The sequence below is a fragment of the Nonomuraea sp. NPDC049625 genome, assembly GCF_040675285.1.
In the GTDB taxonomy this organism is placed as follows: domain Bacteria; phylum Actinomycetota; class Actinomycetes; order Streptosporangiales; family Streptosporangiaceae; genus Nonomuraea; species Nonomuraea angiospora_A.
On sequence record NZ_JBFAOQ010000008.1, the window covers coordinates 204,230 to 228,544 of the forward strand.

General features: G+C 73.5%; 28 protein-coding genes. 14 read left to right on the top strand and 14 right to left on the bottom strand.

What is annotated here, in order from left to right; all coding sequences use genetic code 11:
• The first annotated feature begins 20 nt into the window (after positions 1-20).
• Genes AB0J87_RS32925 through AB0J87_RS32935 form a run of 3 tightly spaced genes read left to right on the top strand, consistent with a single transcriptional unit; the run spans position 21 to position 1,640 of the window.
• Positions 21-413, top strand: a complete 393-nt coding sequence (locus tag AB0J87_RS32925) for a helix-turn-helix domain-containing protein (RefSeq protein ID WP_363971402.1) — start codon at positions 21-23, stop codon at positions 411-413.
• A gap of 5 nt (positions 414-418) precedes the next feature.
• Positions 419-1,279 carry an alpha/beta hydrolase gene (locus AB0J87_RS32930; RefSeq protein WP_363971404.1) on the top strand — a complete coding sequence of 287 codons (861 nt, stop codon included), beginning with the start codon at positions 419-421 and terminating at the stop codon, positions 1,277-1,279.
• Positions 1,272-1,640: a DUF4180 domain-containing protein gene (locus tag AB0J87_RS32935; RefSeq protein WP_363971406.1), complete on the top strand. Its 369-nt coding sequence runs from the start codon at positions 1,272-1,274 to the stop codon at positions 1,638-1,640. Before AB0J87_RS32930 ends, AB0J87_RS32935 begins: the two co-directional genes overlap by 8 nt.
• A gap of 22 nt (positions 1,641-1,662) precedes the next feature.
• Here AB0J87_RS32935 and AB0J87_RS32940 read toward each other — a convergent pair whose 3' ends face one another.
• Both AB0J87_RS32940 and AB0J87_RS32945 read right to left on the bottom strand, forming a co-directional pair.
• On the bottom strand, positions 1,663-2,481 hold the full coding sequence (locus AB0J87_RS32940) for an LLM class flavin-dependent oxidoreductase (protein WP_363971408.1): 819 nt from the start codon (positions 2,479-2,481) through the stop codon (positions 1,663-1,665).
• Positions 2,482-2,522: 41 nt separating this feature from the next.
• On the bottom strand, positions 2,523-3,341 hold the full coding sequence (locus AB0J87_RS32945; protein WP_363971410.1) for a nucleotidyltransferase domain-containing protein: 819 nt from the start codon (positions 3,339-3,341) through the stop codon (positions 2,523-2,525).
• Between the two features lie 57 nt (positions 3,342-3,398).
• On the opposite strand from AB0J87_RS32945, the gene AB0J87_RS32950 reads away from it, so the two are divergent.
• Together AB0J87_RS32950 and AB0J87_RS32955 are read left to right on the top strand one after the other, a co-directional pair.
• Positions 3,399-3,881 (top strand): metallophosphoesterase family protein, encoded by a 483-nt coding sequence (locus tag AB0J87_RS32950; RefSeq protein ID WP_363971412.1) that lies wholly within the window; start codon positions 3,399-3,401, stop codon positions 3,879-3,881.
• Between the two features lie 236 nt (positions 3,882-4,117).
• Positions 4,118-5,419 carry an FAD-binding protein gene (locus AB0J87_RS32955; protein ID WP_363971414.1) on the top strand — a complete coding sequence of 434 codons (1,302 nt, stop codon included), beginning with the start codon at positions 4,118-4,120 and terminating at the stop codon, positions 5,417-5,419.
• Between the two features lie 10 nt (positions 5,420-5,429).
• Here AB0J87_RS32955 and AB0J87_RS32960 read toward each other — a convergent pair whose 3' ends face one another.
• Positions 5,430-6,029: a helix-turn-helix domain-containing protein gene (locus AB0J87_RS32960; RefSeq protein WP_350727378.1), complete on the bottom strand. Its 600-nt coding sequence runs from the start codon at positions 6,027-6,029 to the stop codon at positions 5,430-5,432.
• A gap of 95 nt (positions 6,030-6,124) precedes the next feature.
• Here AB0J87_RS32960 and AB0J87_RS32965 point away from each other — a divergent pair, with 95 nt between their 5' ends.
• Both AB0J87_RS32965 and lexA read left to right on the top strand, forming a co-directional pair.
• Positions 6,125-7,090, top strand: a complete 966-nt coding sequence (locus tag AB0J87_RS32965; RefSeq protein WP_363971417.1) for an NADP-dependent oxidoreductase — start codon at positions 6,125-6,127, stop codon at positions 7,088-7,090.
• A 26-nt stretch (positions 7,091-7,116) separates the two neighbouring features.
• The gene (gene lexA / locus AB0J87_RS32970; RefSeq protein ID WP_363971419.1) at positions 7,117-7,776 is read left to right on the top strand and encodes a transcriptional repressor LexA; all 660 of its coding nucleotides are present in this window, start codon (positions 7,117-7,119) and stop codon (positions 7,774-7,776) included.
• Between the two features lie 9 nt (positions 7,777-7,785).
• On the opposite strand, the gene AB0J87_RS32975 is transcribed toward lexA, so the two are convergent.
• The gene (locus AB0J87_RS32975) at positions 7,786-8,670 is read right to left on the bottom strand and encodes an NAD(P)H-binding protein (protein WP_363971421.1); all 885 of its coding nucleotides are present in this window, start codon (positions 8,668-8,670) and stop codon (positions 7,786-7,788) included.
• Between the two features lie 106 nt (positions 8,671-8,776).
• Between AB0J87_RS32975 and AB0J87_RS32980 the strand changes: the two genes are divergently transcribed.
• Complete coding sequence (locus tag AB0J87_RS32980) at positions 8,777-9,685, top strand: LysR family transcriptional regulator (RefSeq protein WP_363971423.1); 909 nt, start codon at positions 8,777-8,779, stop codon at positions 9,683-9,685.
• Positions 9,686-9,703: 18 nt separating this feature from the next.
• Here the strand turns inward: AB0J87_RS32980 and AB0J87_RS32985 are convergent, their stop codons facing one another.
• Entirely contained in the window at positions 9,704-11,425 is a 1,722-nt protein-coding gene (locus AB0J87_RS32985) for an FAD/NAD(P)-binding protein (protein WP_363971425.1), read from the bottom strand.
• Between the two features lie 59 nt (positions 11,426-11,484).
• Entirely contained in the window at positions 11,485-12,381 is an 897-nt protein-coding gene (locus AB0J87_RS32990; RefSeq protein WP_363971427.1) for a diacylglycerol kinase family protein, read from the bottom strand.
• 74 nt (positions 12,382-12,455) lie between these two features.
• Between AB0J87_RS32990 and AB0J87_RS32995 the strand changes: the two genes are divergently transcribed.
• Complete coding sequence (locus tag AB0J87_RS32995; protein ID WP_363971429.1) at positions 12,456-13,187, top strand: phosphatase PAP2 family protein; 732 nt, start codon at positions 12,456-12,458, stop codon at positions 13,185-13,187.
• Complete coding sequence (locus AB0J87_RS33000; RefSeq protein WP_363971431.1) at positions 13,184-13,834, top strand: phosphatase PAP2 family protein; 651 nt, start codon at positions 13,184-13,186, stop codon at positions 13,832-13,834. The genes AB0J87_RS32995 and AB0J87_RS33000 overlap by 4 nt, the downstream gene beginning before the upstream one ends.
• Here AB0J87_RS33000 and AB0J87_RS33005 read toward each other — a convergent pair.
• From AB0J87_RS33005 to AB0J87_RS33015, 3 genes are all read right to left on the bottom strand, one after another.
• Positions 13,811-15,367: a phospholipase D-like domain-containing protein gene (locus AB0J87_RS33005; protein WP_363971433.1), complete on the bottom strand. Its 1,557-nt coding sequence runs from the start codon at positions 15,365-15,367 to the stop codon at positions 13,811-13,813. The two genes, AB0J87_RS33000 and AB0J87_RS33005, sit on opposite strands and share 24 nt — an antisense overlap.
• A complete protein-coding gene (locus AB0J87_RS33010; protein WP_363971435.1) occupies positions 15,364-16,155 on the bottom strand; it encodes a DUF1206 domain-containing protein in 792 nt (263 codons plus the stop codon). Before AB0J87_RS33010 ends, AB0J87_RS33005 begins: the two co-directional genes overlap by 4 nt.
• A gap of 95 nt (positions 16,156-16,250) precedes the next feature.
• The gene (locus AB0J87_RS33015; RefSeq protein WP_363971437.1) at positions 16,251-16,793 is read right to left on the bottom strand and encodes a DUF3592 domain-containing protein; all 543 of its coding nucleotides are present in this window, start codon (positions 16,791-16,793) and stop codon (positions 16,251-16,253) included.
• A gap of 94 nt (positions 16,794-16,887) precedes the next feature.
• On the opposite strand from AB0J87_RS33015, the gene AB0J87_RS33020 reads away from it, so the two are divergent.
• A complete protein-coding gene (locus tag AB0J87_RS33020) occupies positions 16,888-17,637 on the top strand; it encodes a hypothetical protein (protein WP_363971439.1) in 750 nt (249 codons plus the stop codon).
• Here AB0J87_RS33020 and AB0J87_RS33025 read toward each other — a convergent pair.
• Entirely contained in the window at positions 17,618-18,841 is a 1,224-nt protein-coding gene (locus tag AB0J87_RS33025) for a hypothetical protein (RefSeq protein WP_363971441.1), read from the bottom strand. The genes AB0J87_RS33020 and AB0J87_RS33025 overlap by 20 nt on opposite strands.
• A gap of 83 nt (positions 18,842-18,924) precedes the next feature.
• Between AB0J87_RS33025 and AB0J87_RS33030 the strand changes: the two genes are divergently transcribed.
• From AB0J87_RS33030 to AB0J87_RS33040, 3 genes are all read left to right on the top strand, one after another.
• On the top strand, positions 18,925-19,851 hold the full coding sequence (locus AB0J87_RS33030; protein WP_363971443.1) for a hypothetical protein: 927 nt from the start codon (positions 18,925-18,927) through the stop codon (positions 19,849-19,851).
• A gap of 3 nt (positions 19,852-19,854) precedes the next feature.
• Positions 19,855-20,700, top strand: a complete 846-nt coding sequence (locus AB0J87_RS33035; RefSeq protein WP_363971445.1) for a hypothetical protein — start codon at positions 19,855-19,857, stop codon at positions 20,698-20,700.
• Between the two features lie 101 nt (positions 20,701-20,801).
• On the top strand, positions 20,802-21,203 hold the full coding sequence (locus tag AB0J87_RS33040) for a hypothetical protein (RefSeq protein WP_363971447.1): 402 nt from the start codon (positions 20,802-20,804) through the stop codon (positions 21,201-21,203).
• Here the strand turns inward: AB0J87_RS33040 and AB0J87_RS33045 are convergent.
• The 4 genes from AB0J87_RS33045 to AB0J87_RS33060 all read right to left on the bottom strand — a co-directional run bounded on the left by AB0J87_RS33045 (position 21,154) and on the right by AB0J87_RS33060 (position 24,218).
• Positions 21,154-21,723, bottom strand: a complete 570-nt coding sequence (locus tag AB0J87_RS33045) for a hypothetical protein (protein WP_363971449.1) — start codon at positions 21,721-21,723, stop codon at positions 21,154-21,156. The genes AB0J87_RS33040 and AB0J87_RS33045 overlap by 50 nt on opposite strands.
• Entirely contained in the window at positions 21,720-22,319 is a 600-nt protein-coding gene (locus AB0J87_RS33050) for an SRPBCC domain-containing protein (protein WP_363971451.1), read from the bottom strand. The genes AB0J87_RS33045 and AB0J87_RS33050 overlap by 4 nt, the downstream gene beginning before the upstream one ends.
• Before the next feature lie 241 nt (positions 22,320-22,560).
• The gene (locus tag AB0J87_RS33055; protein WP_363971453.1) at positions 22,561-23,505 is read right to left on the bottom strand and encodes a lysophospholipid acyltransferase family protein; all 945 of its coding nucleotides are present in this window, start codon (positions 23,503-23,505) and stop codon (positions 22,561-22,563) included.
• Positions 23,502-24,218 (bottom strand): GNAT family N-acyltransferase, encoded by a 717-nt coding sequence (locus AB0J87_RS33060; RefSeq protein ID WP_350727356.1) that lies wholly within the window; start codon positions 24,216-24,218, stop codon positions 23,502-23,504. The genes AB0J87_RS33055 and AB0J87_RS33060 overlap by 4 nt, the downstream gene beginning before the upstream one ends.
• Positions 24,219-24,315: the final 97 nt, after the last annotated feature.

Consider the following 24,315-nt stretch of genomic DNA (forward strand, 5'->3'; position numbering starts at 1 on the left):
GTGCCATCATAGGGAGCGATATGGAGCATTACACCGTCGAACAGGTGGCGGCCCTGCTGGGGTTGCACGTCAAGACCGTCCGCAACTACGTACGCGACGGGCGGCTGCCGGCCGTGCGCATCGGCAAGCAGTACCGGATCGCCAAGGAGGACCTGGCGGCCTTCACCGGCACGCCGCTCGTCACGCCCCGCCGCGCGGAGGCGTCGAGCATCGTGCAGGTCGACGGCATCGCCAGGGGCGACATGGACCGGGTCAGCACGATGGTCCTGGGGTCGCTGGCGAGCCGCCCCCATGGCCTGCGCGTGGAGTTCGTCTACGACGAGGAACGCGAGCACCTGAAGGTCATCGTGCTGGGCGCGTTGGAGGAGAGCGCCCAGGTCCTGAGGATCATCGACGCGCTGGTGAGGGAGTGAGGCCCGTGGTCGCGATCTACGCCTCACCGGAGGGCGCGGGGGCCGTCGAGCGGCGCTACCGGGAGTTCCTCGAACGCTGGCCGGTGCCGTACGAGCATGTGCGGGTGCCGACCGGGCACGGGGAGACGTTCGTGGTGGCGTGCGGGCCCGCCGGCGCGCCGCCGCTGCTGCTCCTGCACGGGTCGGGCACCAACAGCGCCATGTGGCTGGCGGATGTCGCCACGTGGGCACGGCGGTTCCGGGTCCACGCGGTCGACCTCATCGGCGAGCCGGGGCTGAGCGCGCCGTCACGGCCGCCGCTGGAGCCCGGCGTCTACGCCGGCTGGCTGGCGGAGGTGCTGGCCGGGCTGGGCGTCGAACGGGTCTCGATCGCCGCGGTGTCGCTGGGCGGGTGGATGGCGCTCGACTACGCCACCTGCCGGCCTGACCGGGTCGAACGGCTCGCGCTGATGTGCCCGAGCGGCATCGGCCGGCAGCGGTGGCTGCCGCTGCTCGGGGCGCTGCCGCTGCTGGCGTTCGGCGGGGAACGGGGCCGCCGCCGGGCGATGCGCCTCGTCCTCGGCCCCGCCACCGGTCCCGCGCCCCCGGACGACGACTTCACCGAGTTCGCGCTGCTGATCCACCGGAGCTTCCGGCCCCGCCGCGGCAAGCTGCCGATCTTCCCCGACGCGGCCCTGAGCCGCCTCACGATGCCGCTGCTGGTCATCGCCGGAGGCCGCGACCGGATGCTCGACTCGTACGGCACCCACCGCCGCCTGCTGCGTGCCGCGCCGGACGCGGACGTACGGCTCCTGCCCGGCACCGGCCACCTGCTCCCCGCCCACACCCAAGAGATCATGGACTTCCTGGAGACCGCACATGCTTGACGACCGCGTATACGTCTGCGAGCCGCACGGCGAGCCGCTGCGCGAGACCCGCGACGCGCTCGACCTGCTCGGCGAGGCCTTCGGCAGGGGCGCGAGCTGGGTGGCCGTCCCCGCCGGGCGGCTGCACGACGACTTCTTCGCGCTGCGCACGGGCGTGGCGGGCGAGATCGCGCAGAAGTTCGTCAACTACCGCGTCGGCCTGGCCGTCGTGGGGGACATCTCCCGTTTCACCGCCGCCAGTTCGGCGCTGCGCGACTGGGTGTTCGAGTCGAACCGGGGCGAGCACATCTGGTTCGTCGGCGACCTGGAGGAGCTGGCGGCCCGGCTGCCGGCCCGCGAGGATCCCGCGAGCCGGCCCTGAGGCGAGCCTGCTCTGAGGCGCCTCAGGTGCGGCGGGCGGCCACGGCGGCGAGCATCTCCCAGGCCGCCTCGGGGTGCAGCGTCTCGTCCGGGTCCGAGTGGAACGGGTCGAGGACGACCGTCTCCGCGCCGAGCAGCCGCAGCTCCTCCAGGTCGGCCATGACCTGCTCGATCGTGCCCTCGCCCGCGCGCCGCTCCGCCGGCGGCGCGTCGGTGACGCGCAGCAGGATCCTGGGCGTCAGGGCGGGCACCGGCCGGCCCTCCTCGGCGGCGATCTCCTTCAGGCGCGACCAGTTCTCGCGCAGGGAGGGCAGGGTGTTCCTGAGCGGGTGCCACCCATCGCCGTAGCGCACCGCCCTGCGCAGCCCCGCCTCGCTGCCGCCGCCGACCCAGATCGGCACGCCGCCGGAACGGTAGTCGCCCTCGTCGGCCCAGGCGGCGCGGATGGCGGCGAGGTATTCGTCGGTCACCTTGCCGCGCCGCTCGTACACCGCTCCGAGCGCCTCGAACTCCTGCCGAGCCCACCCGATCCCCACGCCCAGCACCAGCCGCCCGCCGCTGAGGTCGTTGAGGTTGGCCGCCATGCGGGCGGTGAGCAGCGGGTGGCGGTACGGCACGATGAGCACCGTGGTGCCGAGCCCGATCCGGGTGGTGGAGCCGGCGAGCCAGGCCAGAGTCGTGAACGGCTCGTAGAACGGCGCGGGATACTGCTTGGCGACGTCCGAGGTGATGGCCACGTGGTCGGAGACCATGAGCAGGTCGTATCCGAGCCCCTCGACGGTCTGCGCCCAGCTGCGCAGCACGTCGGGGTTGGTGCCGGGGCCGAAATTGGGAACATTCACGCCTATTCGCACCGGGTCAGGTTATCCCAGCGATCATCGCGTCAGCCGCAGGCGGCACGCACGTCCGCCATGAGGCCCGCCGCGGCGTCGAGCGTACGGGCGATCTCCTCCGGGGTGCGCCCCACCTCCGCCAGCAGAGCCTGGGCCCGCTCGCCGAAGCCGGGCGGGGCCGAGGGGAGCCGGGCGGCCGCGGCGACCATGCCCTTCTCGTTGATCAGCCAGGCGCCGTCGGCGGCGTGCAGGGCGTGGCAGGCGACGCCGACGGCGCGGAAGAGCGCACCGGCCGCGTACGCCGGGTCCTGGCCCTTGGCGCCGTAACCGCCGATCGTCAGGGCGAAGTCGGCCTCCCACAACCCGCTGATCAGCGCCTGGCGCAGCGCGGGCGGGTATCCGTCCGCGACCTCCCGCCGCAGGGCGGCGAGCTCGCCGGTGGGGTCGGCGAGAACCTGGCACAGGGCGACCTCGCCGGCGTAGGCGTGGGAGTAGAAGCCGAGAGGGTGTCCGGGCTGGAAGCCGATCTCGTAACGGCCCTGGCGGCAGTCGTCCCAGACGCGGTGGACGCGGTCGAGGTCGCGGTAGATCCAGTCGACCCGCAGGCCGTCCACGGTGAGCCAGCCGCCGCCGTCCACCCACGGCCCCCAGCCGCCCGGCTCGGTCACCTCGGTCGACTCGCCCGTCACCTCCCGCGCCAGGGCGCGCAGGGCGGCCACGTCGAGCGGGCCCCGGTAGTAGAGGCCGAGGTCGATGTCGGAGTCCGGCCGGTGCGTGCCGCGTGCCCGGCTCCCACCCAGGACGACGGCCACCACCCCGCGCACTTCGACCAGTCGGGCGGCTATGGCGTGAATGTCCGGCTCCTGCACGGGTCGATCTTAGAGCGGGGCGAGGTACCGCGAGCGTGGAGCGGGCAGGGAAAGGTCGTGAGAGTCGTCGCGTTGTCGGACACGCACGCGCCCAGGCGCTGGCGTTCCTGCCCGCCCCGCGTCGCCGCGCACCTGCGCGGCGCGGACGTCATCCTGCACGCGGGCGACGTCTGCGTGGCCTCCGTGCTGGACGAACTGGCCGCGTACGCCCCCGTCCACGTCGTGAAGGGCAACAACGACGGCCCGGACGTGGTGGCGCCGGAGACGCTGGAGCTGACCCTGGACGGGCTGCGGATCGGCATGATCCACGACAGCGGCCCGGCCAAGGGGCGCCTCGACCGCCTGCGGCGCCGCTTCCCCCAGGCGGACCTGGTCGTCTTCGGCCACTCGCACATCCCGCTGGACGAGTCGGGCGACGGCCTGCGTATCTTCAACCCCGGCTCCCCCACCGACCGCCGCCGTCAGCCGCACGGCACGCTGGGCCTGCTCACCATCGAGGACGGCGTCCTGACCGGCGCCGAGATCGTACCCGTCACCTGACCGCTCCAAGGACGGCGGATCAGTCCGGCCGTACGACCGTCGGTGTAGTACGGGGGGCGGCGACGCGCGAGACCCTACGTCCCGTGGCGTACCGGAGACGGAGACGGCCGGCGGATTTTGTCACCGCCGCTTGCGAGGATCCTCGGGACTTAAGGGCCGCGGTAAGTCGACGGGAATGAAGCCGTAAGCGCCCTCCAGCACAGTGATCTCAGATCACAGGAGAGAAGGGCCGAGAGATGAGCCAGCCGTACACCATCCAGGACGAGATCACGCTCCCCGGGTTCGCCGGGGCCGTCCACCTGCCGGGCGAGGCCGGGTACGAGGAGCTGCGCCGCTCGCTCAACCCGCGCGTGGACGCCCACCCGGCCCTGGTGGCCGAGGCGTACGGCGTGGCCGACCTGCGCGGCGCGCTGCTGGCTGCGCGGCAGCACGGGGTGCCGTTCGCGGTGCAGGCGACCGGGCACGGCACGCACGAGGCGTGCGACGGCGGCGTCCTGGTCAGGACCTCCCCCATGGCCTCGGTCCTGGTGGACCCGGACCGGCGGATCGCCCGGGTGGGGCCGGGGGCGCTCTGGGGCGAGGTGGTCGCGGCCGCCGCGCCGTTCGGGCTGGCGCCGCTGTCGGGGTCGTCGCCGTCGGTCGGCGTCACCGGCTACACACTCGGCGGCGGGCTCGGGTGGCTGGCGCGCAAGCACGGGTTCGCGGCCGACAGCGTGGTGCGCGCCGAGGTGCTGCTGGCCGACGGCCGGCACGTCGTGGCGAGCGCGGACAGCCACCCCGAGCTGTTCTGGGCGCTGCGCGGCGGCGGTGGCGGGTTCGGCGTCGTCACCTCGCTGGAGTTCCGCCTCCACCCGGTCGAGCGGGTGTTCTCGGGGTTCGCGTACTTCCCGATCGAGGCGGCGGCCGAGACGCTGACCGCGTACCGGAGCTGGATCGAGGACGCCCCCGACGAGATCAGCACGGCGGTGGTGCTCAGGCGGATGCCCGAGGACGCGCCGGAGGCGGTGCGCGGCAGGCACGTCGTCATGGTCAAGGTGGTGCACGCCGGCGAGGCCGAGGAGGCCAGGCGGCTGCTCGCGCCGCTGTGGCGGGCGGCCGGCAGGGCGGCGGGCGGGGCGCTGCTGGACGAGACGCGCTCCAGCACGTACGCGGCCACCTCCATGGGCGGCACGCCCAACCGGCACATGGACATGTTCGAGTCGGTGCCCGACGAGGTGATCGGCACGCTGGTGCGGGCCGCGGAGCACGCGCAGACCGTGGAGATCCGCCACTGGGGCGGCGCGATGGCCCGCCCGGGTCAGGACGCCGGCCCGGTCAGCCACCGCGGCACGAAGCTGTCGGTCATCGTGGACACCGTCGTGCCGGGGCTGGCGGAGGAGCTGCGCCCGTACGCCAACGGCGGCACGTTCCTCAACTTCCTGGCCGACCCGGCAAGGACGGCGGCGGCGTACACGACCGGCGACTTCCGGCGGCTGCGCGAGGTCAAGCGGGCCTACGACCCGGACGGCTTCTTCCGCGTCGGTCACGTCACCCGTTGATCGAGCGGGTTCATGACCGCGCGGTGAGGCCGGACATGACGAGCGCGAAGAGGTGGTCGCGGCGCGAGGCGAGGGACGGCGCCTGGTCGGTGATCCAGCTGAGCGCGTTGGCCAGCGCGAACACGTCCGTCCCGTCGACGTCGGCCCGGATGCGCCCGGCCGCCTGGGCGCGTTCCAGGAGGTGGCCGGCCGCCGAGCGCATCGCCGCGCACGAGGCGTGCAGCGGGGACTCCTCGTCGTTGATCGTGGCCATCATGGACGCGGCCAGCCCCCGGTAGGCCGCCGCGCCCCCGATGAGGTCCTCCAGGAACGCCACCAGCGCCTCGTACGGCGCCTCGCTCTCGCCCAGGGCCTGCGCCCGCGCGGCGAGCCGGTCGAAGCTCTGCCGCAGCAGCGCCTCCAGCAGCGCCTCCCGGGTGGGGAAGTGCCGGTAGAGCGTCCCGAGCCCGACCTGCGCGCGCCGGGCGATGTCGCGCAGGGACGCCTCGGTCCCCTGCTCCTCGACGACGACCCGCGCCACGGCGAGGATGCGCTCCCGATTGCGCCGCGCGTCGGCGCGCAGCTCGGGGGAGGTTTTCGGCGCGGCGGTATCCGGTGATTCGCCCGGCATGCACGGTCCTTCCATTGACAAGCGGAGCAGTGCTCCAGTTATGATCCGGAGCACTGCTCCACATCATAGTGGGGCCGATTCCGTTGGGAGAAGCCATGCCCACGACCATGCATGCCGTGCGCCTCCACGCTCCGGGTGGCCCGGAGGTGCTCGTGTACGAGGAGATCGCCCGGCCCGAGCCGGGGCCCGGCGAGGTCCTGGTCCGCGTCCACGCCGCCGGACTGAACCCGCCGGACTGGTACGCCCGGAAGGGCTTCGCCAACATCCCCGAGGGCATGCGGCCGGAGCTGCCCCTGCCGTACACGCCGGGGACCGACGTGTCGGGCGTCGTGGCCGCGCTCGGGCCCGGCGTCACCGAATGGCAGGTGGGGGACGAGGTGTTCGGCCTGCTCCGCTTCCCGAGCCTGGGCGCCCGGGCGTACGCCGAGTACACCACCTCGCCCGCCGGGGACCTCGCCAGGAAGCCCGAGTCCGTCGATCACCTGCGGGCGGCGGGCGTGCCGATGGCGGGGCTCACGGCGTACCAGTTCCTGTTCGACTACATCAAGCTCGAGCCGGGCAGCCGGGTGCTCGTGAACGGCGCGGCCGGCGGCGTGGGACACTTCGCCGCGCAGCTCGCCGTCGACGCCGGCTGCCACGTGATCGGCGTCGCCTCCGGGCGCCATGAGGCATTCCTGAAGGATCTGGGGGTGACCGAGTTCGTCGACTACACGCGGGCCGCCGTCGGGGAGGTGGTCCGGGACGTGGACTACGTGCTCGACACCGTCGGCGGGCCCCAGGCGTACCGGCTGCTGCCCGCGATCAGGAACGGCGGCGTCTACAGCCCCGTCTTCCTCGGGGAGTACGGCGAGGAGGAGATGGCCCGGCGGGGCATCGAGAAGCGCGGGGGCCAGGTGCGCTCGGACGGGACCCAGATGGCGGAGCTGGCCCGGCTGATGGACGAGGGCCGCCTCCGGGTCGGCGTCGACTCCGTCTTCCCGCTCCGGGACGCGGCCAAGGCGCACGAACGGGCCGAACAGGGTCACATCCAGGGCAAGATCGTGTTGCAGGTGACCGCCTAGCCGGGCCTGCCTCTAGCATTTCGCAGGTGACCACCTTCGACGATCCTGACGCGTTCGAGTATCTGGACTTCTCGGCCCTGCCGCCGCGCCAGCAGCGGATCCTGGCCATGATCCGCGATTGGGTGGTCAGGTACGGCTATCCCCCGGGCACGCGCGAGATCGGCCACGCGGTCGGGCTGCGGTCGTCCTCCTCGGTGTCGAAGCACCTGAAGAGCCTGGAGGAGAAGGGGTTCCTGCGCCGGGGCGCGACCATGACCCGGCCGATCGACGTACGCCTGTTCCTGCGGGCCTCGGCGCCGGAGCCCGCCGGCGACGTGGTGAGCGTGCCCGTGGTCGGCGACATCGCCGCGGGCACCCCCATCCTGGCCGACGAGCACGTGGACGACACGCTGACCCTGCCCCGCGACCTCACCGGGCGCGGCACCGTGTTCGCCCTGCGCGTGCGGGGCGATTCGATGATCGACGCCGCGATCTGCGACGGCGACATGGTCGTGGTGCGGCAGCAGCCCGAGGCCCACTCGGGCCAGATCGTCGCCGCGATGATCGACGGCGAGGCCACGGTCAAGGTGTTCCGCCGGCGCGGCGGGCACGTGTTCCTCGAACCGCGCAACCCCGCCTACGACGTCATCGACGGCGACGGCGCCGTGGTGCTGGGCATCGTGGTCTCGGTCCTGCGCAGCGTGTGAGCACCCCCGTCAGGCGAGGACGACCGGCTTGAGCACCTCCTCGCACCACTGGCGGAAGCTGGTGGGGGTGCTCGTCCGAGGGGTGCGGACGGCGCCGTTGTCGAGGCCGGCGTCCTTGGCCAGCGCCATGTCGAGCATCCCCTGAGCCATGACTTCGGACATCCCCGACCCCACCAGCCCGGCCTTGAACGCTTCGCCCGACAACTGCTCGAAGCGGATCGGGCGGCCCAGCACCTCGGACATGATCCGCGCCATGTCCTCGAAGGAAAGGTCCTCGGGGCCGAGCACCGGGACCTCCTCGACACCGCTCCAGGTGTCGTCGAGCAGCAGGCCGGCGGCGACCGCGGCGATGTCGCGGGTGGCGCAACGCGGAGCCTTGTGGTCGCCGGAGATCGGCGAGGTGAACATGGACCGGTTCCTGATCAGCTCGGCCTGGCGCAGCAGGTTGTCCATGAACGAGGGCATCGCCAGCGCCCGGTAGCTCACGCCCGTGCTCGCGATCAGGTCGTCCATGGCGAGGGACGCCGTCACGTACCCGGCGTTCCCGGCCACCGCCGTCCCGCGGCCCAGGGCCGAGACTCCGACCACCCGCTCGACCCCCTGGGCCGTGATGGCCTCGCACGCGGGGCGGCTGAAGCCGGCGTAGGCGGCATCGACACTCGCGGAGCGAGGGTCGGACGGCACCAGCCAGAAGACGGTGCGGGCGCCGGCGAACGCCTTGGTGACCACGTCGAGCTCGCGATGCGAGCCCTCGACGACCTCGGCGTACGCGCGCACCGCGGCGGGCAGCCGGTCTGGCTCGCGCGCGATCACCCGCGTGGGTGCGCCGGCGGCCATGAGGCGGTCGAGGACCTGGCGGCCGATCTTACCGGTGGGCGTAGTGACGACGATCATGAAAACCCCTGGAGGGAAGTATGGACGGGAAGGACGAGAGCCCAGTCAACCCGGCGCCGCGCCAGACCTGAAGGACCGATTCGATCACCATTGATACTGTCGAGGTATGAATGACCTGGAGGTCCGGCAACTCCGCTACTTCGTGGCCGTCGCCGAGGAGCTGCACTTCGGGCGCGCGGCCGAGCGGCTCGGCATGGCGCAGCCGCCGCTGTCCCGCGCGATCCGGGCCCTGGAGCGGCAGCTGGGCGTGCCGCTGCTGGAGCGCACCACGCGCCACGTCGCGCTCACCCCCGCCGGCGAGACCCTGCTGCGCGACGCCCGGATCGCGCTCGACGCGGTGACCGCGGCCGCCCGGCGGGCCCGGCACGCCGGCCGGTCCGATCCCGGGCTGCGCCTGGCGCTGAAGGCCGACTACGACGGCGGGCTGCTGCCGCGGATCCTCGCCGCGTACCGGAGCGAGGCGGCCGCCCTCCCGGTGGAGCTCGTGCTGGGCGGGAAGGGGGAGCAACTGTCAGCGCTGCACGACGGCCGCGCGGACGTCGCCCTGGTGCCCGCTCCCCTTGACGAACCCCTTGACGCACGTGGCCTGGACGTCGAACTGCTGCTTACCGAGCCCCGGCTGGTCGCGCTGGCCGCCTCCGATCCGCTGGCCGCCCGCTCGCGCCTGCGCCTGGCCGACCTGACCGGCAGGGTCCTCCCCGACGGGACACCCGCCGACGGTCAGGAAGCCTGCCCGGCGACGGCAGGGACCCGGCCGAGACGCCTGGACCTGGCAGAGATCTTCAACCTGGTCGAGGTGGGCAGCATCGTCTGGTTCCCCCCGGCCTCGGTCGCGCCGCGCCACCCCCGGCCCGGCATCGCGTACCGGATCGTCAGCGACCTGGCGCCGCTCACTCTCACCCTGGCCTGGCCGCACCACAGCCGCTCACCGGCCGTCGCCGCCTTCGTCCGCACGGCCACCGCCACTGCCACTCACTCGGCGGACGCACCGGAGCCCCAGCCCGCCCCGAGCTGAACAACGCCCGCCGCTCCGCTACGCCGCCGGGCGGAGGCGGGCGGCGGTCGTGACGCTCAGGAGGGTGCGGGCCAGGGCGTCCGTCTGGCGGAACAGCGGGGCGTCGACGCCCGGGCGGGCGAATCCGGCCGTGCCGGGGCCGCCCGCCGTCCACGGGCCGAGGGCGAAGCGGCGGGGATGGACGGCGCCGGTGCGGGCGACGAGGCGGCGGTCCGGGAGGCGGACGTCCAGGAGGCCGGACTCCTCGCGGCACTCGCCCTGGGCGAAGAGCGCGCCGAGAAGCGGGTCGGTGCTGCGGGCCACGGTCGGCTCCGGTAACCGGGCCTCCACCAGCGCCCGCGCGTCCACCGCGCCGGGCACGCTCGTGCTGACCGCCCGCCAGACCCCCGCCCGCTCGTCCCGCCCGACCCGGATGCCCTCGCCCAGGAACGTGACCACCCCGGCCCGCGCCAGCGCCCGCAGCTCGGCCAGCCGGGACGCGGGCGGGCCGCTGGCGAGGTAGTTGTACAGGCCCTGGAACCAGGGATCCGCCGGCACCACCCCGCGCAGCGCGTTCAGGCCGTGGATCAGGGCCAGGTCCGCGCTGTGCGCCGGGTCGGCCCGGCGCTCCAGGTCGGCCGTCAGGTAGCCGCGCATCCAGCGCCCCAGCCCGGCCAGGTCGCCGAAGCGCATCCCATGCAGCGGCCGCTCCAGCCGGTCCAGCCGCAGCCGGTCGGCGAAGCGCGGCACCGACCTGGTGACGAGCGCGCGCATCTCCTTCCCGCCCCACTCGGCCTGCGCGAAGGCGGGCTCGAACGCGTCCCAGCCGATCCGGGTCCGCGACGGGTGCCCGTTGAACAGCTCGAAGTAGTACGCGTACGCCAGCTCCTTGGCCACCGCCCGCCGCAGCTCCCCGGCAGGCGTGCCCGGGGTGACGAACCCGGGCAGGCCGGGCGGCGGCGCGGCGAGCCGGTAGCCGGCCTTGGCGTGGTACGGCACCCCCCTGCGTGACCCCACGTACAGGCGCGGCTCGGACCCGCCGGGCACGTAGTGCAGTTCGCCGCCGTGTTCGGTGAAGCGCCCCCCGCGTCCGGACGTGAGCAGCGCCAGCAGGTCGGCGAACGCCAGCCCGGCACCCCGTACGAGCACCGGCTCCCCGGCCGGGATCACGCCCGGGTCGAGGTCGGCGGCGTACCCGGCGGGGAGGTAGGACAGGCCGTGCCGGGCGGCGAAGGCGAGCTCCTCCGCCTCCGGCGGCGAGGGCAGCGCGCCCTGGTGGCCCTGCGCGAGCACCACCGCGTCCACCTCCAGCGCTCCCCCGCCGGACAGCTCCACCCGCTGGCCCCCGCGCACGTCGGCCAGGCCGACGGCGGTGGCCCGGTGCAGGCGCACCCGTACGTTGGGCGGCGCGGTCCGCACCACCTGACCGAAGGCGAAGGAGAGATAGCGGCTGAGGACCGGGCGCGGCGCGAAGTACCCGGGCTCGCTCCCGAGCCACTCGGCCAGCGACGGCCCGGGACGGAGCGGGCCCTCGCAGCGCACCGACCCGTCGGTGAAGACCGTGATGTCGGCCGCCGCCGAGTTGGCCCACAGCAGGTCCGGCTGGCCCGCGCGCCAGACCCGGCCCGCGCCGTGCGGGTACGGGTCCACCACGTGCACGTCCAGCACGTGGTCTCCGAGCAGCTCGGGAGCGTTGGCGCAGATCCGCTCCACGACGGACGTCCCCGTGGGACCGGCCCCGATCACCGCGACAGCGCTCACCCCGCCCCGCTCTCCCGTGACAATACCTACATTAACAGTAGGAATTACGGGAAAGATCGTCAACCCGGCTGCCGCTCGTCCAGAGGCAGGCAGACCGTGAGCGCACCCGCGGCGGCCTCGGCCTTGAGCCGGCGGGTGGGCTCGCGTTCCCCGCCGTCGAGCTCGTACATCAGCGGCACCCCGAACCGGGCCGACACCTTCCTGGCCCGCGTGATCCGGACGAGCGGCGAGTCGTCGGAGCGCCCCGCGGCCATCCTGCCGATCACCCGAGCCCATTCGAGCGGCCCCTGAGCGGTCGAGACGCCGACCTCCAGCCAGCCGTCGTCCGGCCGCGCGTCGTCGAACGCCTGGACGCCGCCGGCGATCGTGCTCACGTTGCCCAGCAGCAGGCAGCTCGCCCGGCCCTCGAACCAGGTCGTCCTGTCGATCTTGATCTTCATCGGCACGAGCGGCTCGCCGACGTGCCGGACGGCCGCCTTGACATAGCTCAGCTTGCCGAGCCGCTTCTTGGCCCGCCCGCCGGCGTCGGCGACCATCTCGGCCTCGAACCCGGCCCCCGCCATCACCGCGAAGTGCTCGCCGTTGAGCACCCCCAGGTCCAGCTTCTCCCGCCTGCCGTGGAAGCCGATCCGCACCGCCTCGTCGAGGTCGGCGGGGATGCCGAGGTTGGCGGCGAACAGGTTCGCCGTCCCCGCGGGGAGCACGGCCATCGGCACGCCGGAGCCGGCCATCGCGTCGGCACAGCGCTGCACCATGCCGTCGCCGCCCCAGACGAACACCAGCTCGGCGCCCTGATCGAGGGCTTGCCGGACCTTCTTGGGGGCCTTCTTGCTCTTGGGCACCTCGTACCAGAGGAGCTCGGCGACGCCCTCCTCGGTGATGAGCACGCGTAGTCTGTCCAGACCCGCGCCGAGGGTCTTCTTGCGGTGCGCGACAACGGCCACGATGGGGGACATGCGTCCCGGACTACCCCGGGCGCCGGATTTCAGGCGGAGGAATCAATCCCGCGTGCCGGGGTAGCCGTGCGCGAATGAGTATCCACGGCGACCGCGCACTGGGACTGGGACTGCGACTGACGCTGGCCGGCCTGGCGGTGGCGCTCATCATGGTCCCGTTCACCCTGCTGCTCGTCGTGGCCAAGATGCCCGTCGACGGACTGGACGCGGGAGCCGCGCGATATCTGCACGTGTATGCGCTCACCCATCCCGAGGTGACGAGGTTCCTCATCGTGTGGACGGATCTGTTCGGGCCGTGGCCGTGGCGCGTCGCGGTCATCGCGTACGCCGTCTGGCTGCTGTACAAGGGCGCGCCGAGGCTGGCCGTCTGGGCGGTCACCACCATCACCGTGGGCGGGCTGCTCGGCCTGGCACTCAAGATCGTCGTGGCCCGGGCCAGGCCGCACCTTCCGGACCCCGTCGCACTGGCGCCGGGCGACTCCTTCCCCTCGGGCCACGCGGTGAACGTGACGCTCGGCGCGGGAGTGCTCGTCCTGCTCGTCCTGCCCATGCTGCCTCGGTGGGGACGGGTGGTGGCGTGGGCCGTCGCCTGCTTCCTGGTGTTGTCCGTCGGCTACACGAGGATCGCGCTCGGCGTGCACTGGGTGAGCGATGTGGTCGCCGGGATCGTGCTGGGCGTGGCCGTGATCGCCGCGACGGCGGCGGCGTTCGAGACGTGGCGGCGCGAGCAGGGACGCAGGCCCGCCTCGCCGCCGATCGAGGGAGTGGAACCCGAGTTCGTGAAAGCGGGCGATGAGAAGAAGTGAAGCGCTACGCGTTATCGATCGTGCTGCCGATGGTCCTGATGGCCGCGGTGACGTACGGCGTGGGCAGGGCGATCCTCGCCTGGCCCACCGGTGAGGCGTCGGTGAGCCGGAGCCTGGCCGCCGGCCGCACCTCGCTGTGGAACACGCTCACCGACTTCGGCAGCAGCCTGTCGGACACCCCGTACATCGTGGCGCTCACCGTGATCGCCGCGATCGTCTTCAGACTGGTCTACCGGCGCTGGCGCGAATCGATCTTCATCGTCGCGGCCGTCTGGAGCCAGTCCCTCATCTTCCTGGCCACCACCGAGGCCGTCGGCCGGCACCGGCCGCCCGTGCGGCACATCGACCCGGCCCCGCCCACCTCCAGCTTCCCGTCGGGGCACGTCAGCGCCGCCGTCGCGTTCTACTGCGGGATGGCGCTCGTCCTGACCACGCACGTCCGCAACAGAGCGCTCCAGGTGCTGATCTGGGTGCTCGGAATCGCCGCTCCGCTCGCCGTCGGCCTGTCGCGCCTGTACCGCGGCATGCACTTCCTCACCGACGTGGTCTGCGGCGCGCTGCTCGGCGTGGGCTGCGTCGTCATGGCCGCCCGGGCGATCCTGCACGCACGGAGGCGGCGGCGCTCAGAACTCGTTCGACCTGCGTAAACGCGAGGGCCGCCCGTCGGGGTCCACGACGATCCGGTACAGCGGCATGGCCAGCGCCCGGCGGACGCGGTCGAGCCCGGGCCGCGGATGCGGGCGCAGCCGGCCCGGCGGGCGGGGCCCCCGGCAGCCGTCCCGGTGCCAGGCCTCGAGCCGCGCGGCGGACTCGGCGAACGCCTCGTACGCGCTTTCCGGGTCGAGCAGATCCTCCAGGTCGCCGGGGTCGCGGTCCAGGTGCTCGGCGGCGAGCGTGAGCCGCAGCTCCCTGGCGAACCTGCGGGCTCCCGAGGGCGGACGCGGGTCGGGCTGCGCGTCGAGGACCGCGCAGCTCAGCTCGGAGTCGAACGTCCACGAGCGCAGGTTCACGTTGTCGGAGCCGACGCTCGCCCACACGTCGTCGACCACGCAGACCTTGGCGTGCACGTACACCGGCGTGCCCCGGTGGTTCTCCAGATCGTAGATCGCGACCCGGCCGTCGCCCGCGCGCATCAGCCGGGCCAGCGCTTCCGACCTGCCGATCAGGCTGGCAGGGCCGGCCAGCCAGCCGTCCTGGTCAGGATGGCGGGGCACCACGATGATCATGCGCAGGCCGGGCTCCCGCTCCAGCGCCTCGGCGAACGGCTCGATCACCTCCGTGGACCACAGGTACTGGTCCTCCAGGTAGACCAGCGAGCTCGCCCGCGTCAGAACCTTGCGGTACGCCCTGGCCACGCTGCGCTCCCCCTCCGGCGCGAACGGATAGGCGTGGCGCAGGTGGGGATAGGTCCTCAGGAGCTGCACGGCATGCGTCCCGGCCGCCGGCGGCGCGGGGCCGGCCGCCGGCAGCGGCGGCACGTCGGCCATCCGGGTCATGCGGTCACGCAGCCGCCTGAACGGCTGTCGGGTCTCCGGCGCCGGGTCCTCCCAGCGCTCGCAGAAGACCTTCTCCACCTCGGCCACCGCCGGGCCGCTGATCGCCACCTGGACGTCGTGCCACGGCGGGCGATCGCCGTACGCGCCGGGCATCGGCGCCGCCTGCGGGTCGCCCAGGTGCTCGGCGTCGTCGCGGCGGCTGTGGCACAGGTCGATGCCGCCGACGAACGCCACGTCCCGGCCCGGTCCCCGGTCATGGCGCAGGACGACGAACTTCTGGTGGTGCGAGCCCCCACGCCGCACCCGGGTGTCGAGCAGCGCCTGCCCGCCGGCCGCCTCGATGTCCTCGCCGAGGTGCCGGTTCTCGGCCGAGCTGAAGCGCAGGAAGTCCAGGTGCGAGCGCCAGATCAGCCCTCGGACCAGGGCTCCCCTCTCGGCCGCCCGCGCCATCGCGGCCGCCACCTCGGGGCCGTCCGGCGTGAGCCGCTCGTCGGGGTCGCCGCGCCAGTCGGAGAACAGCAGCAGGTCGTCCTCGCCGAGGCCGGCCAGCCGCGCGGCGAGCTCGGCGAAGTAGGTGGCGCCGTGGACGAGCGGGCGCACCAGGTTGCCCTCCGTCCAGGGCGCGAGCTTGGTCGCGTCGTTCCCGCGTTCGGGGCCGGTGAGGAACCAGTCGTCCAGCCTCATGTACGCCGCCAGCGGGCCTCTCCGAAGCAGTATCCGGCGAACAGCAGCAGCCCGAGGGCCACCACCGCCAGCAGCCAGGGCCCGGCCGGAGTGTCGGCGAACGCCCTGAGCGTGGCGTCGATGCCCCCGGCCTTGTCCGGGTCGAAGGTGACGGCCGCCTGGATCACGAAGACGCCGGCCAGCCCGGCGATCAGCCCGCGCGCGAGGTAGCCGGCGAGCCCGAGCCGGTCCATCACCGCGCCGGCCCGCCTCGGCATCGGCCTGAGCTCCTTGCGGAACTCCTTCTTGACGCCGAACCGCAGCCAATAGACGCCGAGCGCGACGAGACCGAGCCCGATCGCGCCCACGAGGACCTGCCCCGCGGGCAACTCGAGCAGCTTTCCCGTGAGGTCCTGGGTCCGCTGGTCGTCGGAGGCGGTCTTGTGCGTCAGCACCATGGTCAGCAGCGCGGAGCACACGAACACGTAGACCGCGACCCGGCCGGCCGGCTCCACCCGGTCCTTGAGCTGATGGGCGCCGAAGATCGCCTCCGACGCCTGCCACAGTGCCAGGGCGGCGAACCCCACGACCATGATCCACAAGATCACGGCCCCGAACGGCAGCGACGCGACCGTGCTGATCGCCCCGCTCTTGTCGGCCTCCCGCCCGCCGTCCCCGAACGCGATCTGCACCGCCAGTACCCCGATCAGGCCGTACAGCACGCCGCGGCAGACCAGCCCGACCCGCGCCAGCTTGTCCATGGCAGGGCTGTCGGCCGCCTGTCTCGCCTTGGCTTCGGCTTCGGTCATGACTTCTCCCAAGAGCTCGTCAAAACCGGCGAACTGCCCTGAATCGCGCGTCCTAGACCTTCACCCGGCGCGACCGGCGGATTTGAGCGTCGGGATCACTCGCCGAGGTCGAGATCGGCCGGGCAGTCGATGGGCTCGTAGGAGCCATCGGCCTGCTGCATCTCGCACTGGGTCTGCCGGTCGCCCAGTCGCTCGCTCTCTCCGAAGCCGGGGCCGGAGGAGGCGGAGAAGCTGGAGAAGGCCGCGAAGAAGGCCAGGCCGATGACGACGGCGACGCATCCGACGATGATCCCGCCGTAGCCTCCGCCGGGGTCGGCCGCGGGCACGGCCCTGGTCGGGTTCTGCGGGTCGTAGAGCACCTCGGTCTCGTTGCCGACGCCGAGGCCGGAGGTGGTCGCCGCTTCGGTGGTGATCTCCTGCCCCTCCAGGGTCGTGAAGGTCAGGACCGGCCGCTGCCTCGCCCTCAGGTGCTCCCCTTGCCCCGTGAACGTGGTCCGGACGTCGCTGACCACGCCCGGCACCCGCTGCGCCCGCCGGACGAACTGCCTGCTGTCGACGGTCCCCTTGATCGAGCCCAGAACGATCACTACGCCCACCGCCACGAACAGCAGCGGGAAGTACTGGAACAGATTTTCCACCGCGGATCTCCTTGGGTCGGCCTGCACTTTAGAACGTCCGGGCGAGCCACAGGTTCCCGGCGGGAGATCTCGGTGGGGGCGGCGCGGAGTACGGTTGATCGACGGGCCGAGTGGCCTGGCGGCGGGACTGACGGGGGCGGCATTGACCGAAGGCGAGCTCGAACAGCGCTTACGCGGGCATCCGGCGGTGACCGAGTGTGTCGTGGTCGAGGGCGAGCAGCTGATCGCCTACGTCGTGGCCGACGTGAAGGACCGGGAACGGGTCACCGAGTTCCTGACGGAGCTGGTGCCGCGGCGGCGGCTGCCCGAGGTGGTCGCGGTGGTACCCGCGTTGCCGCGCACGCCTGAGGGCGAGATCGACGTCGCGGCGCTGCCCCTGCCGGTGGCGGAGGGGCAGCGGCCCGCGGGCGGCAAGGGCGGCGGCGCGACGGCCGGGAGCGGGTCGATGGTGGTCGGGGGCACGCTCCTGTTCGGCTTCCTGGCTTTTTCGACCACCAACGTCTTCTGGCCCTATTCCACCGACCTGTCCGGTGTGCCGCTGCCGTGGGCGGCACTGTTCTTCGGGCTCTACCTTTTCGAGTGCGCCTCGTTCGGGCTGGGCGTGATGGTCCTGCTGCGGGGCCGCTCGGCGCTGGCCCGACGGGGCCGCTCCGCACCGCTGACCACGGCGGCCTGGCTGGCGCTCGCCTGGCTGCTGCTGGCGTGGTGGCCGCAGGACAACTTCTACCGCCTGGCCGCCAAGACCGACTGGCCGCAGCAGGCCGCCCTGGTCTACGGGTTCAACGTCACCCTGATGATCGCCGCGGCGGTGCTCGTCGCCTTCGTCACCAACGGACGGCGCTGAACATGGCGCGGAGCGCCTCGTTGGCGGCCCGCACGGCCCGCTCCGCCGCGTCGAGCTCCCGGATCGTCCGGGCGGCGAGCGCGATCCCCAGGTAGGGAAAGGGGTCGAACGCGGCGGTCGGGATGGTGACCAGGAGGATCGCGCCGAGCTCCCGGCAGTGCGCGGCCAGCCGCGTGACGTGCTCGCGCAGCGCGGTCGACGGCAGCCGGGCGCCCAGCGGCAGGCAGTCCAGGGTGCGCACCAGGTGCCCGGCGCCGTGCAGGCCGTCCAGCGCCGTCTGAATGGTGAACGCCGCGCAGGGTCCGGTGAGCCGCAGATTGATCTCGGTGGGCGCCAGCAGGCCCGCCCGGTCGGCCACGAAGTCCACGTCGTACCAGCCGCGGTAGCCGTGGCGGGCCAGTGCCGCGCCCACGTCGGCGCCGAACGCTTCCGCGGTCCGCGCCTGCTCGCCGGGCAGCGTGCCGGGGCCGACGGTGACGCCCTGGTAGCGGGTGCCGTCGATCGCCATCGCGCCCGTACCGACCGGGTGCACCCGCCCGTCGGCGGCGACGACGGCGTCGAACGTGGGGTTGGCGACGCCCGCGATGTACTCCTCCAGCAGCAGGCCGCGCACCCTGCGGGGCGGCGGGGACGTCGTCACGACCTGGGTGCCGGTGCCGCCCACTCCGTACTCGGTTTTCAGCACGTACGGCATGGCCGCCCCTCGCAGCTCCCGGCGTGCGGCGATCCGGCGCTGTGCCGCGATCCGGATCCCGCGATGGCCTGGAGCCAGCTCGCGGAAGAGCTCGTGGGAGCCGCGTTTGGACTCGAAGCGGCGGACGCACTCCAGCACCCCGGCGGGAGCGGGCCGGATCCGGTCGAACGCGGGCGTACGGCCCCAGGACAGCACCGCCATCCCGGGCGGGACGAGCTCGGGCAGGCCCGCCAGAGCCGCCGACACCTGCCCGTCCGCCGCGATCCCGCCGCGTACCCGCACCTCTCCCCAGCCCAGCGTCTCGGCCAGGTGCCGGACCCACCACTCCGGCACGGGCAGCGGCAGCACGACGAGGGCGGGCCGCGGACTGGCGAAGGCCGCCAGGCACGAGTAGTGGTCAGGCCCGGCCGGCATCCCGCCGAAGGCGGCGTTGAACTCGGCGGCGTTGCCGACATGAACGGCGGGCAGCCCACCCGTCCAGGCCTTCACCCACGACGGCTCGGCACTCATCCGGTCAGGAAATCCCATGCATCACCCGACGTGCAAGTGACCCGCAAGCGCGCGGAAACGGCTTGTGGGGATAGTCACGGTTCGTGAGCGCGATCGTCCTCGACCCCGGCCTCCCTGAGGGGCACCGCCGGCTGATGGCCACCCGGCCGGAGCTCCTGCCGCCTGCTCCCGAGCGGCCCGCCTGGGGCGGGCGGACGCTCGGTGACGTCCTGGCCGTCCTGCCTCAGTCGGCGCTGTGGGGTTTCCTCCCCCTCGTCGTCGGCCTGGCCCACCGTGGCCGGATCGTGCTCCTCACCGGGCTGCTGCTGCAGGGGGCCACGCTCGGCGTCTGGATCCGGTACGGCTTCACGACCTTCTTCCTCGCCGGATCGGCCGTGCAGGCATTGGCCTTCCTCGCGCTCCTGGCGCTGGCGGGCGAGTCGCCGGTGGCGGGGTACGGCCGCCGCCACCGCGGCAGGTACGTGACCGCCGCGATGCTGGAGCCGCTGGACGCCGCGCTGCTGGAGCGGACGGTGGCCGCCACCGCGACGGTCCTGCGGTCCAGGCTCGATCGGGACGGCCTGCTCGACGGCATCGCCAACCGGGTGATCCTGCCCCGCCAGGAGTGGGACATCGCCGAGACGCTGACCGAGCTGACCCGGCTGCGGCGCGAGCAGGCGGGCGCGCGGTCGGGACGTGTCACCGAGCGCATCTCCGCCATGCTCGAATCCCAGGAGGAGGCGCTCGACGTGGCGACCCGCGCGCTGGCCCGGCGGATCTCCTCCCTGGAGGAGTACGCGCGGCGTACCGAGGAGGCCGAGGAGGTGTACGCGGAGTGGCGGACCCTGCGGGACCTGGCGGATGACGGCGACGCCTACCGCGAGCTGCTCTCCAGGACCGTACGCGACGACCTGGCGGCCGGCGAGGTCGGCGAGCTGGCCGAGCGCGCCGAACGCCTCGAGGCGTCCCTGCGCGAGAGCGTCGAGCAGGCCCGGCTCGCCGGCCTCACCCTGATCCCCCGGGAGGGCTGACCCATGCCGAGCACCTCCGACCGCATGAAGCGGCTCCTGGCGCCGTTCCCGAGGTGGGTCCCGCTCCTCGGCTCCGCGGTCCTCCTCGCCGAGCTCGTCATCGGCCTCCCCATGGCGGTCGGCGGCGGATCCGCCCGGGAGCCCCGTTCGACGCCGAGCCCTCCCCCGAGCGTGACGGCCGTTCCGCCGAGTCCCGCGTCCGCCGAGCCGGCGCCCACCCCCACCCTCGCGACGGCCACCCCTTCGCCGAGCGGGCTCGCGGTCACGCGGATCCCCGAGGGGAGCGTCGTCAAGCTCCCCCGCCGGCCGGGCCAGGGCTCGCCCGTCATCGGCAGGGTGACCGACCCCAAGACCGGCCTGTCGTTCGCCGAGCTGGGCTCCCCGTGGCGGCCGAGCCGCCCGATCGGCGACGGCCCCATCCAGGACGGCCGCTACAACCTCCGCCAGACGCTGCTGACCGAGACCTACGGAACGGACGGCGATCGCGAGTGGTGGGCCGACATCGACTCCCAGCACCTGTGGTCCGACCTCGACGCCGGCGACAGCCTCTACGACGCTGCCCGGGCGATGCTGGACTACAAGCAGGGCAGCGCCTTCCCCTCCGGGACGACGGGCCGTGACATCGCCTCGCAGCCGGTACGGCGTGGCTGGCTGCTCGCCCGGATGATCCGGATGCCGCCGAGCCCGGACGGCCGCAAGGCCAGGCAGGAGCTGTCGGTCGTCATCGCGGTCGACACGGGACGCCCCCGGCCCGCGATCCTGTGGATCACCATTCCCGACACGCACCGGCGCCTGTGGCCGGACGTCGACACGCTGGTGAAGTCCCTCAAGATCGTTCCCCGGCGCTGAGCCGCCGGCCCGGCAGAAAGTCCGTTGAATGCCCTGCTGCTGCCCTGGTCGGCCCTGTTCCCCGTGCCGAGAATCAGTGCGGGAAACCTGAGGAGGCAGACATGGCACAGACCGGATCGCGATCGAAGAAGCCGACCATCGTCCTGAGCACGGCGGCAATGCTGAGCACGGCCATCGCGCTGCTCGCGGGCGGGACGGCGCGCGCCGACCAGACGTCATCGGGCGTGGCGCTCGCGGTCACCTGCGGAGACGGCTCGCTGTCGGCCGACTGGTACTTCGACTCCTCGCACAACAACCCCAACGCGTGCGCCAAGTGCCAGGAGGCGGGCGCCAGACTCGAGGCGACAGGTATCTGGCGCGCCTACTGCAAACGGCGGTACAACCCGGCCGGCACGCTCACCCGGGTGGACCTCTATCGCTACTGCGTGGGTTGCCGGAGCACCGAGGCGGCCCTCACCACGGAGCCGTCGCTCCAGCGGGCCAGCCGTCCGGTCCCCGCCTGACGAGAACGAGCACCAGGACCAGCACGGCCCGGCCCGCGACCTGCGCGAGCCACGTGCCGGCGGGCAGCGCCAAGAGCGCGCTGACCCCGCTGACCAGGTCCACCAGCGCGAGCCCCTCGCCGCGCCGCTCGGCCGGCACGAGCGCGCCGCCCGCCACGACCGTGACCGCGAAGCCGACGCCGCGCAGCGCGCCGACGGCGATGATGGCCGGGGCGTCCGAGGACGTCAGCAGCACGAGAGTGGGCCCGCCCAGGGCGACGAGGCCCGGGCCGAGCGCCCACCGGTAGCCGAGCCTGGCCACCAGGGCCGGTGCGGCAAGTTCGACGGCCACGGTGGTCACCGGCAGCGCGGCGTTCGCGGCGCCGGCGACGGTGGCGCCCGCCGACCGCTCGGCGTACTCGGGGACGACGGCGAACGGCAGGAAGAACCCGATCGACGAGGCCACCACGGTGGCCATCCGCGCCGGCAGCGCCCCGCTGACGATCGGCGTCCGCGCCGCCGCGCGAGTGCCGGCGATCACGGCCGCCGCTCCCCGCCGGGGAGGGGCCCGGCGGCGTCCCGCCGGGCGGCCGATGGCGCCGGCCCGCCAAGCAGGCTGGCGGCGTCCTGCCGGGCGACCGGTGGCGCCGGCCCGCCCAGCGGCCTGGCGGCGTCCCGCCCGGTGGCCGATGGTGCCTGCCCGCCCAGCTCCGCCTCCAGCGACTTCAGCGCCTCGCGCATCTGCTGCTCGAGCAGGGAGGTGTCGTCCTCGGTGAGGAAGGCGGCCTGCTCGGTGTGGACGAGCCTGGTGCCCGGCCCGTGCCGGGCGAACTCGATCGTGGCCAGCGAGACCAGGACGCGTACCTGGTCGAGCAGCACGTCGTAGCTGTAGACGATGCGTTTGCTCGGCACGATGTCGAGGTAGCGGGCCTGGACCGTGTGCGCGGGACCGCCGGCCCGGGTGCCGTGGTACCGCTCCACTCCGTCGACGCGGAAGTCCAGGTCGAGGCGCGGGTTCCAGCCGGGGGGACCGCCGGCCCAGCGGGCCTTGACGGCCGGGTCGGCCCAGGCGGAGAAGACCTCGACCGGCGGGACGGCGTACACGTGCTCGGCCACGAAGGTGGCGTGCCTGATCATGGGAGCCTCTCGTCGTCGGTTCGCTGCCTGCGACTCTGGCCTGCCACGACCGGCCGCGACATCCGTGGGGACCCCCTGATCGCCACGGAGGAGGTACGGATCCGCCGCGGAAAGAGCACGGAGCCACCGGTCCCCCGATGAGGAGGACTACTCGTCGATGATCCCCAGCTCGGTCAGCGCCGGCGTGCCCCTGCCTGCCCTCTGAGCCTCGTCCCCGAGCTCGGCCCGTACGAGGTCCCGCTCAGCGCTGATGCCTGGTGGCAGCGACGTGGACAAGATCCTCAACCCCGGTGCGGACGCGGGCCTCGGCCATCCTGGCCAGCGCCGCGCGGGCCTCGGACCGCCTGCCTTCCGGCCGCACGGGCAGTACGGGGGCGGACAGCGTCACCTCGACGACCAGGTCGCGGGTCCCGGCCACCCGGACCATGGAGGCGAGCAGCGAGTCGTCACCGACGTAGCAGGCGCGGGTCGAGGTCACCGTCCCTTCGCGGTAGCGCAGCGTGGCCGGGCGGACCGGGGCGCCCGTGTCGACGGCCGCCTGGAACACCGCGGGCCGGAACCGGCCCATCCCCCGCCCGCACCATGTGGTGCCCTCAGGGAAGGCGACGACGGTGTCGCCTTCCCTGAGCGCGTCCGCGACGGCCGCGACGGCCGCGGGCAGCGCGGAGAGCCGTTCCCGGTCGATGAACAGCGCCCCCGAGCCCCTCGCCAGCGTGCGGATGACCGGCCACTCGCCGATCTCGCGCTTGGCCAGCGGCCTGGACGGCAGCGTGGCCGCGACGACCAGCGGGTCGAGCCAGGACACGTGGTTGGCCACGACCAGGGCGCCCCCGTCCGAGACGGCCGGGGCGCCGGTGACCTCGAGCCGGATCCCGAGCGCGCGCAGGAGCAGCCGCGCCCAGGCCATGGTCAGCTTCGCCCGCCACGCCGTCCGTACCCGCCCCACGAGGGACACCGGCACCCCGGCGAGCACCACGAGGAGCGCGGCGCACAGGCGGGCGACCAGGAGGAAGAGCCTGGTCGCGCGGGCGGCGGGCGCGAGGCAGGCCTGCGCGGTGCACGGGGCGAACGGGTGCCAGGGGCCGGGGGCGGCCGCCGGAGCCGGCGCCGAAGCGGGGGCCGAAGCGGGGGCCGAAGCGGGGGCCGAAGCGGGGGCCGGGGCCAGGATGTCGACGGCCGTGTTCACAGCGGCTCTCCCAGGAAGTGGCGCAGGTAGCGGGTGTTCACGTTGGCCATCGAGAGCAGGACGAAGAAGTCGGCGGTGCCGAAGTCCCGGTCGTGCGCGGGGGCCCCGCACACCCACGACCCCAGCCGCAGGTAGCCGCGCAGGAGGGCGGGCGGCACGAACCGGTCGGAGCGCACCGCGCCCCGGGGACGCCACGGCACGCGCGGCGTGACCCGGTACTCCTCCGGCCCGAGCGGCACCCGCTCCACCACGGCGGCGGCCACCGCGCCCCCGTCGTCGAGCGGCACCGAGCAGCAGCCCGCCAGCCACTGGTGACCGCCGGAGACCATGTAGCGCGCGATGCCCGCCCACATCAGCGCGACGACCGCGCCGCCCCGGTGGTCGGGGTGCACGCACGTGCGGCCCGCCTCGACCAGCCCCTTCCTGATGGGCGCGAGGTTGGCCAGGTCGAACTCCCCGTCGGAGTAGAGCCGCTCCGTGCGCCCCGGGGGAAGCAGCCGGTAGGTGCCGACGACCTCGCGGCCGTCGCGCACGAGGAGGTGGTCGCAGTACGCGTCGAACCTGTCCACGTCGAGGCCGGAGACCGGGCTGTCGAGCCGCGCCCCCATCTCCTCGGCGAAGACCTCGTGCCGCAGCCGCTGCGCGGCCTGGACGTCGGCGGGGCCGGTGGCCATGCCGATCGTGTAGCGACCGGTGTCAAGAGAGATCGTCATGGGCGCGGGTCCTTCCCTGAAAGCGTCTCACGCCTATGTCGACATGCGGAAATGACGGCTGAGCCGCACATCGGGGTCAGCGAGGCGACCGCGTGGT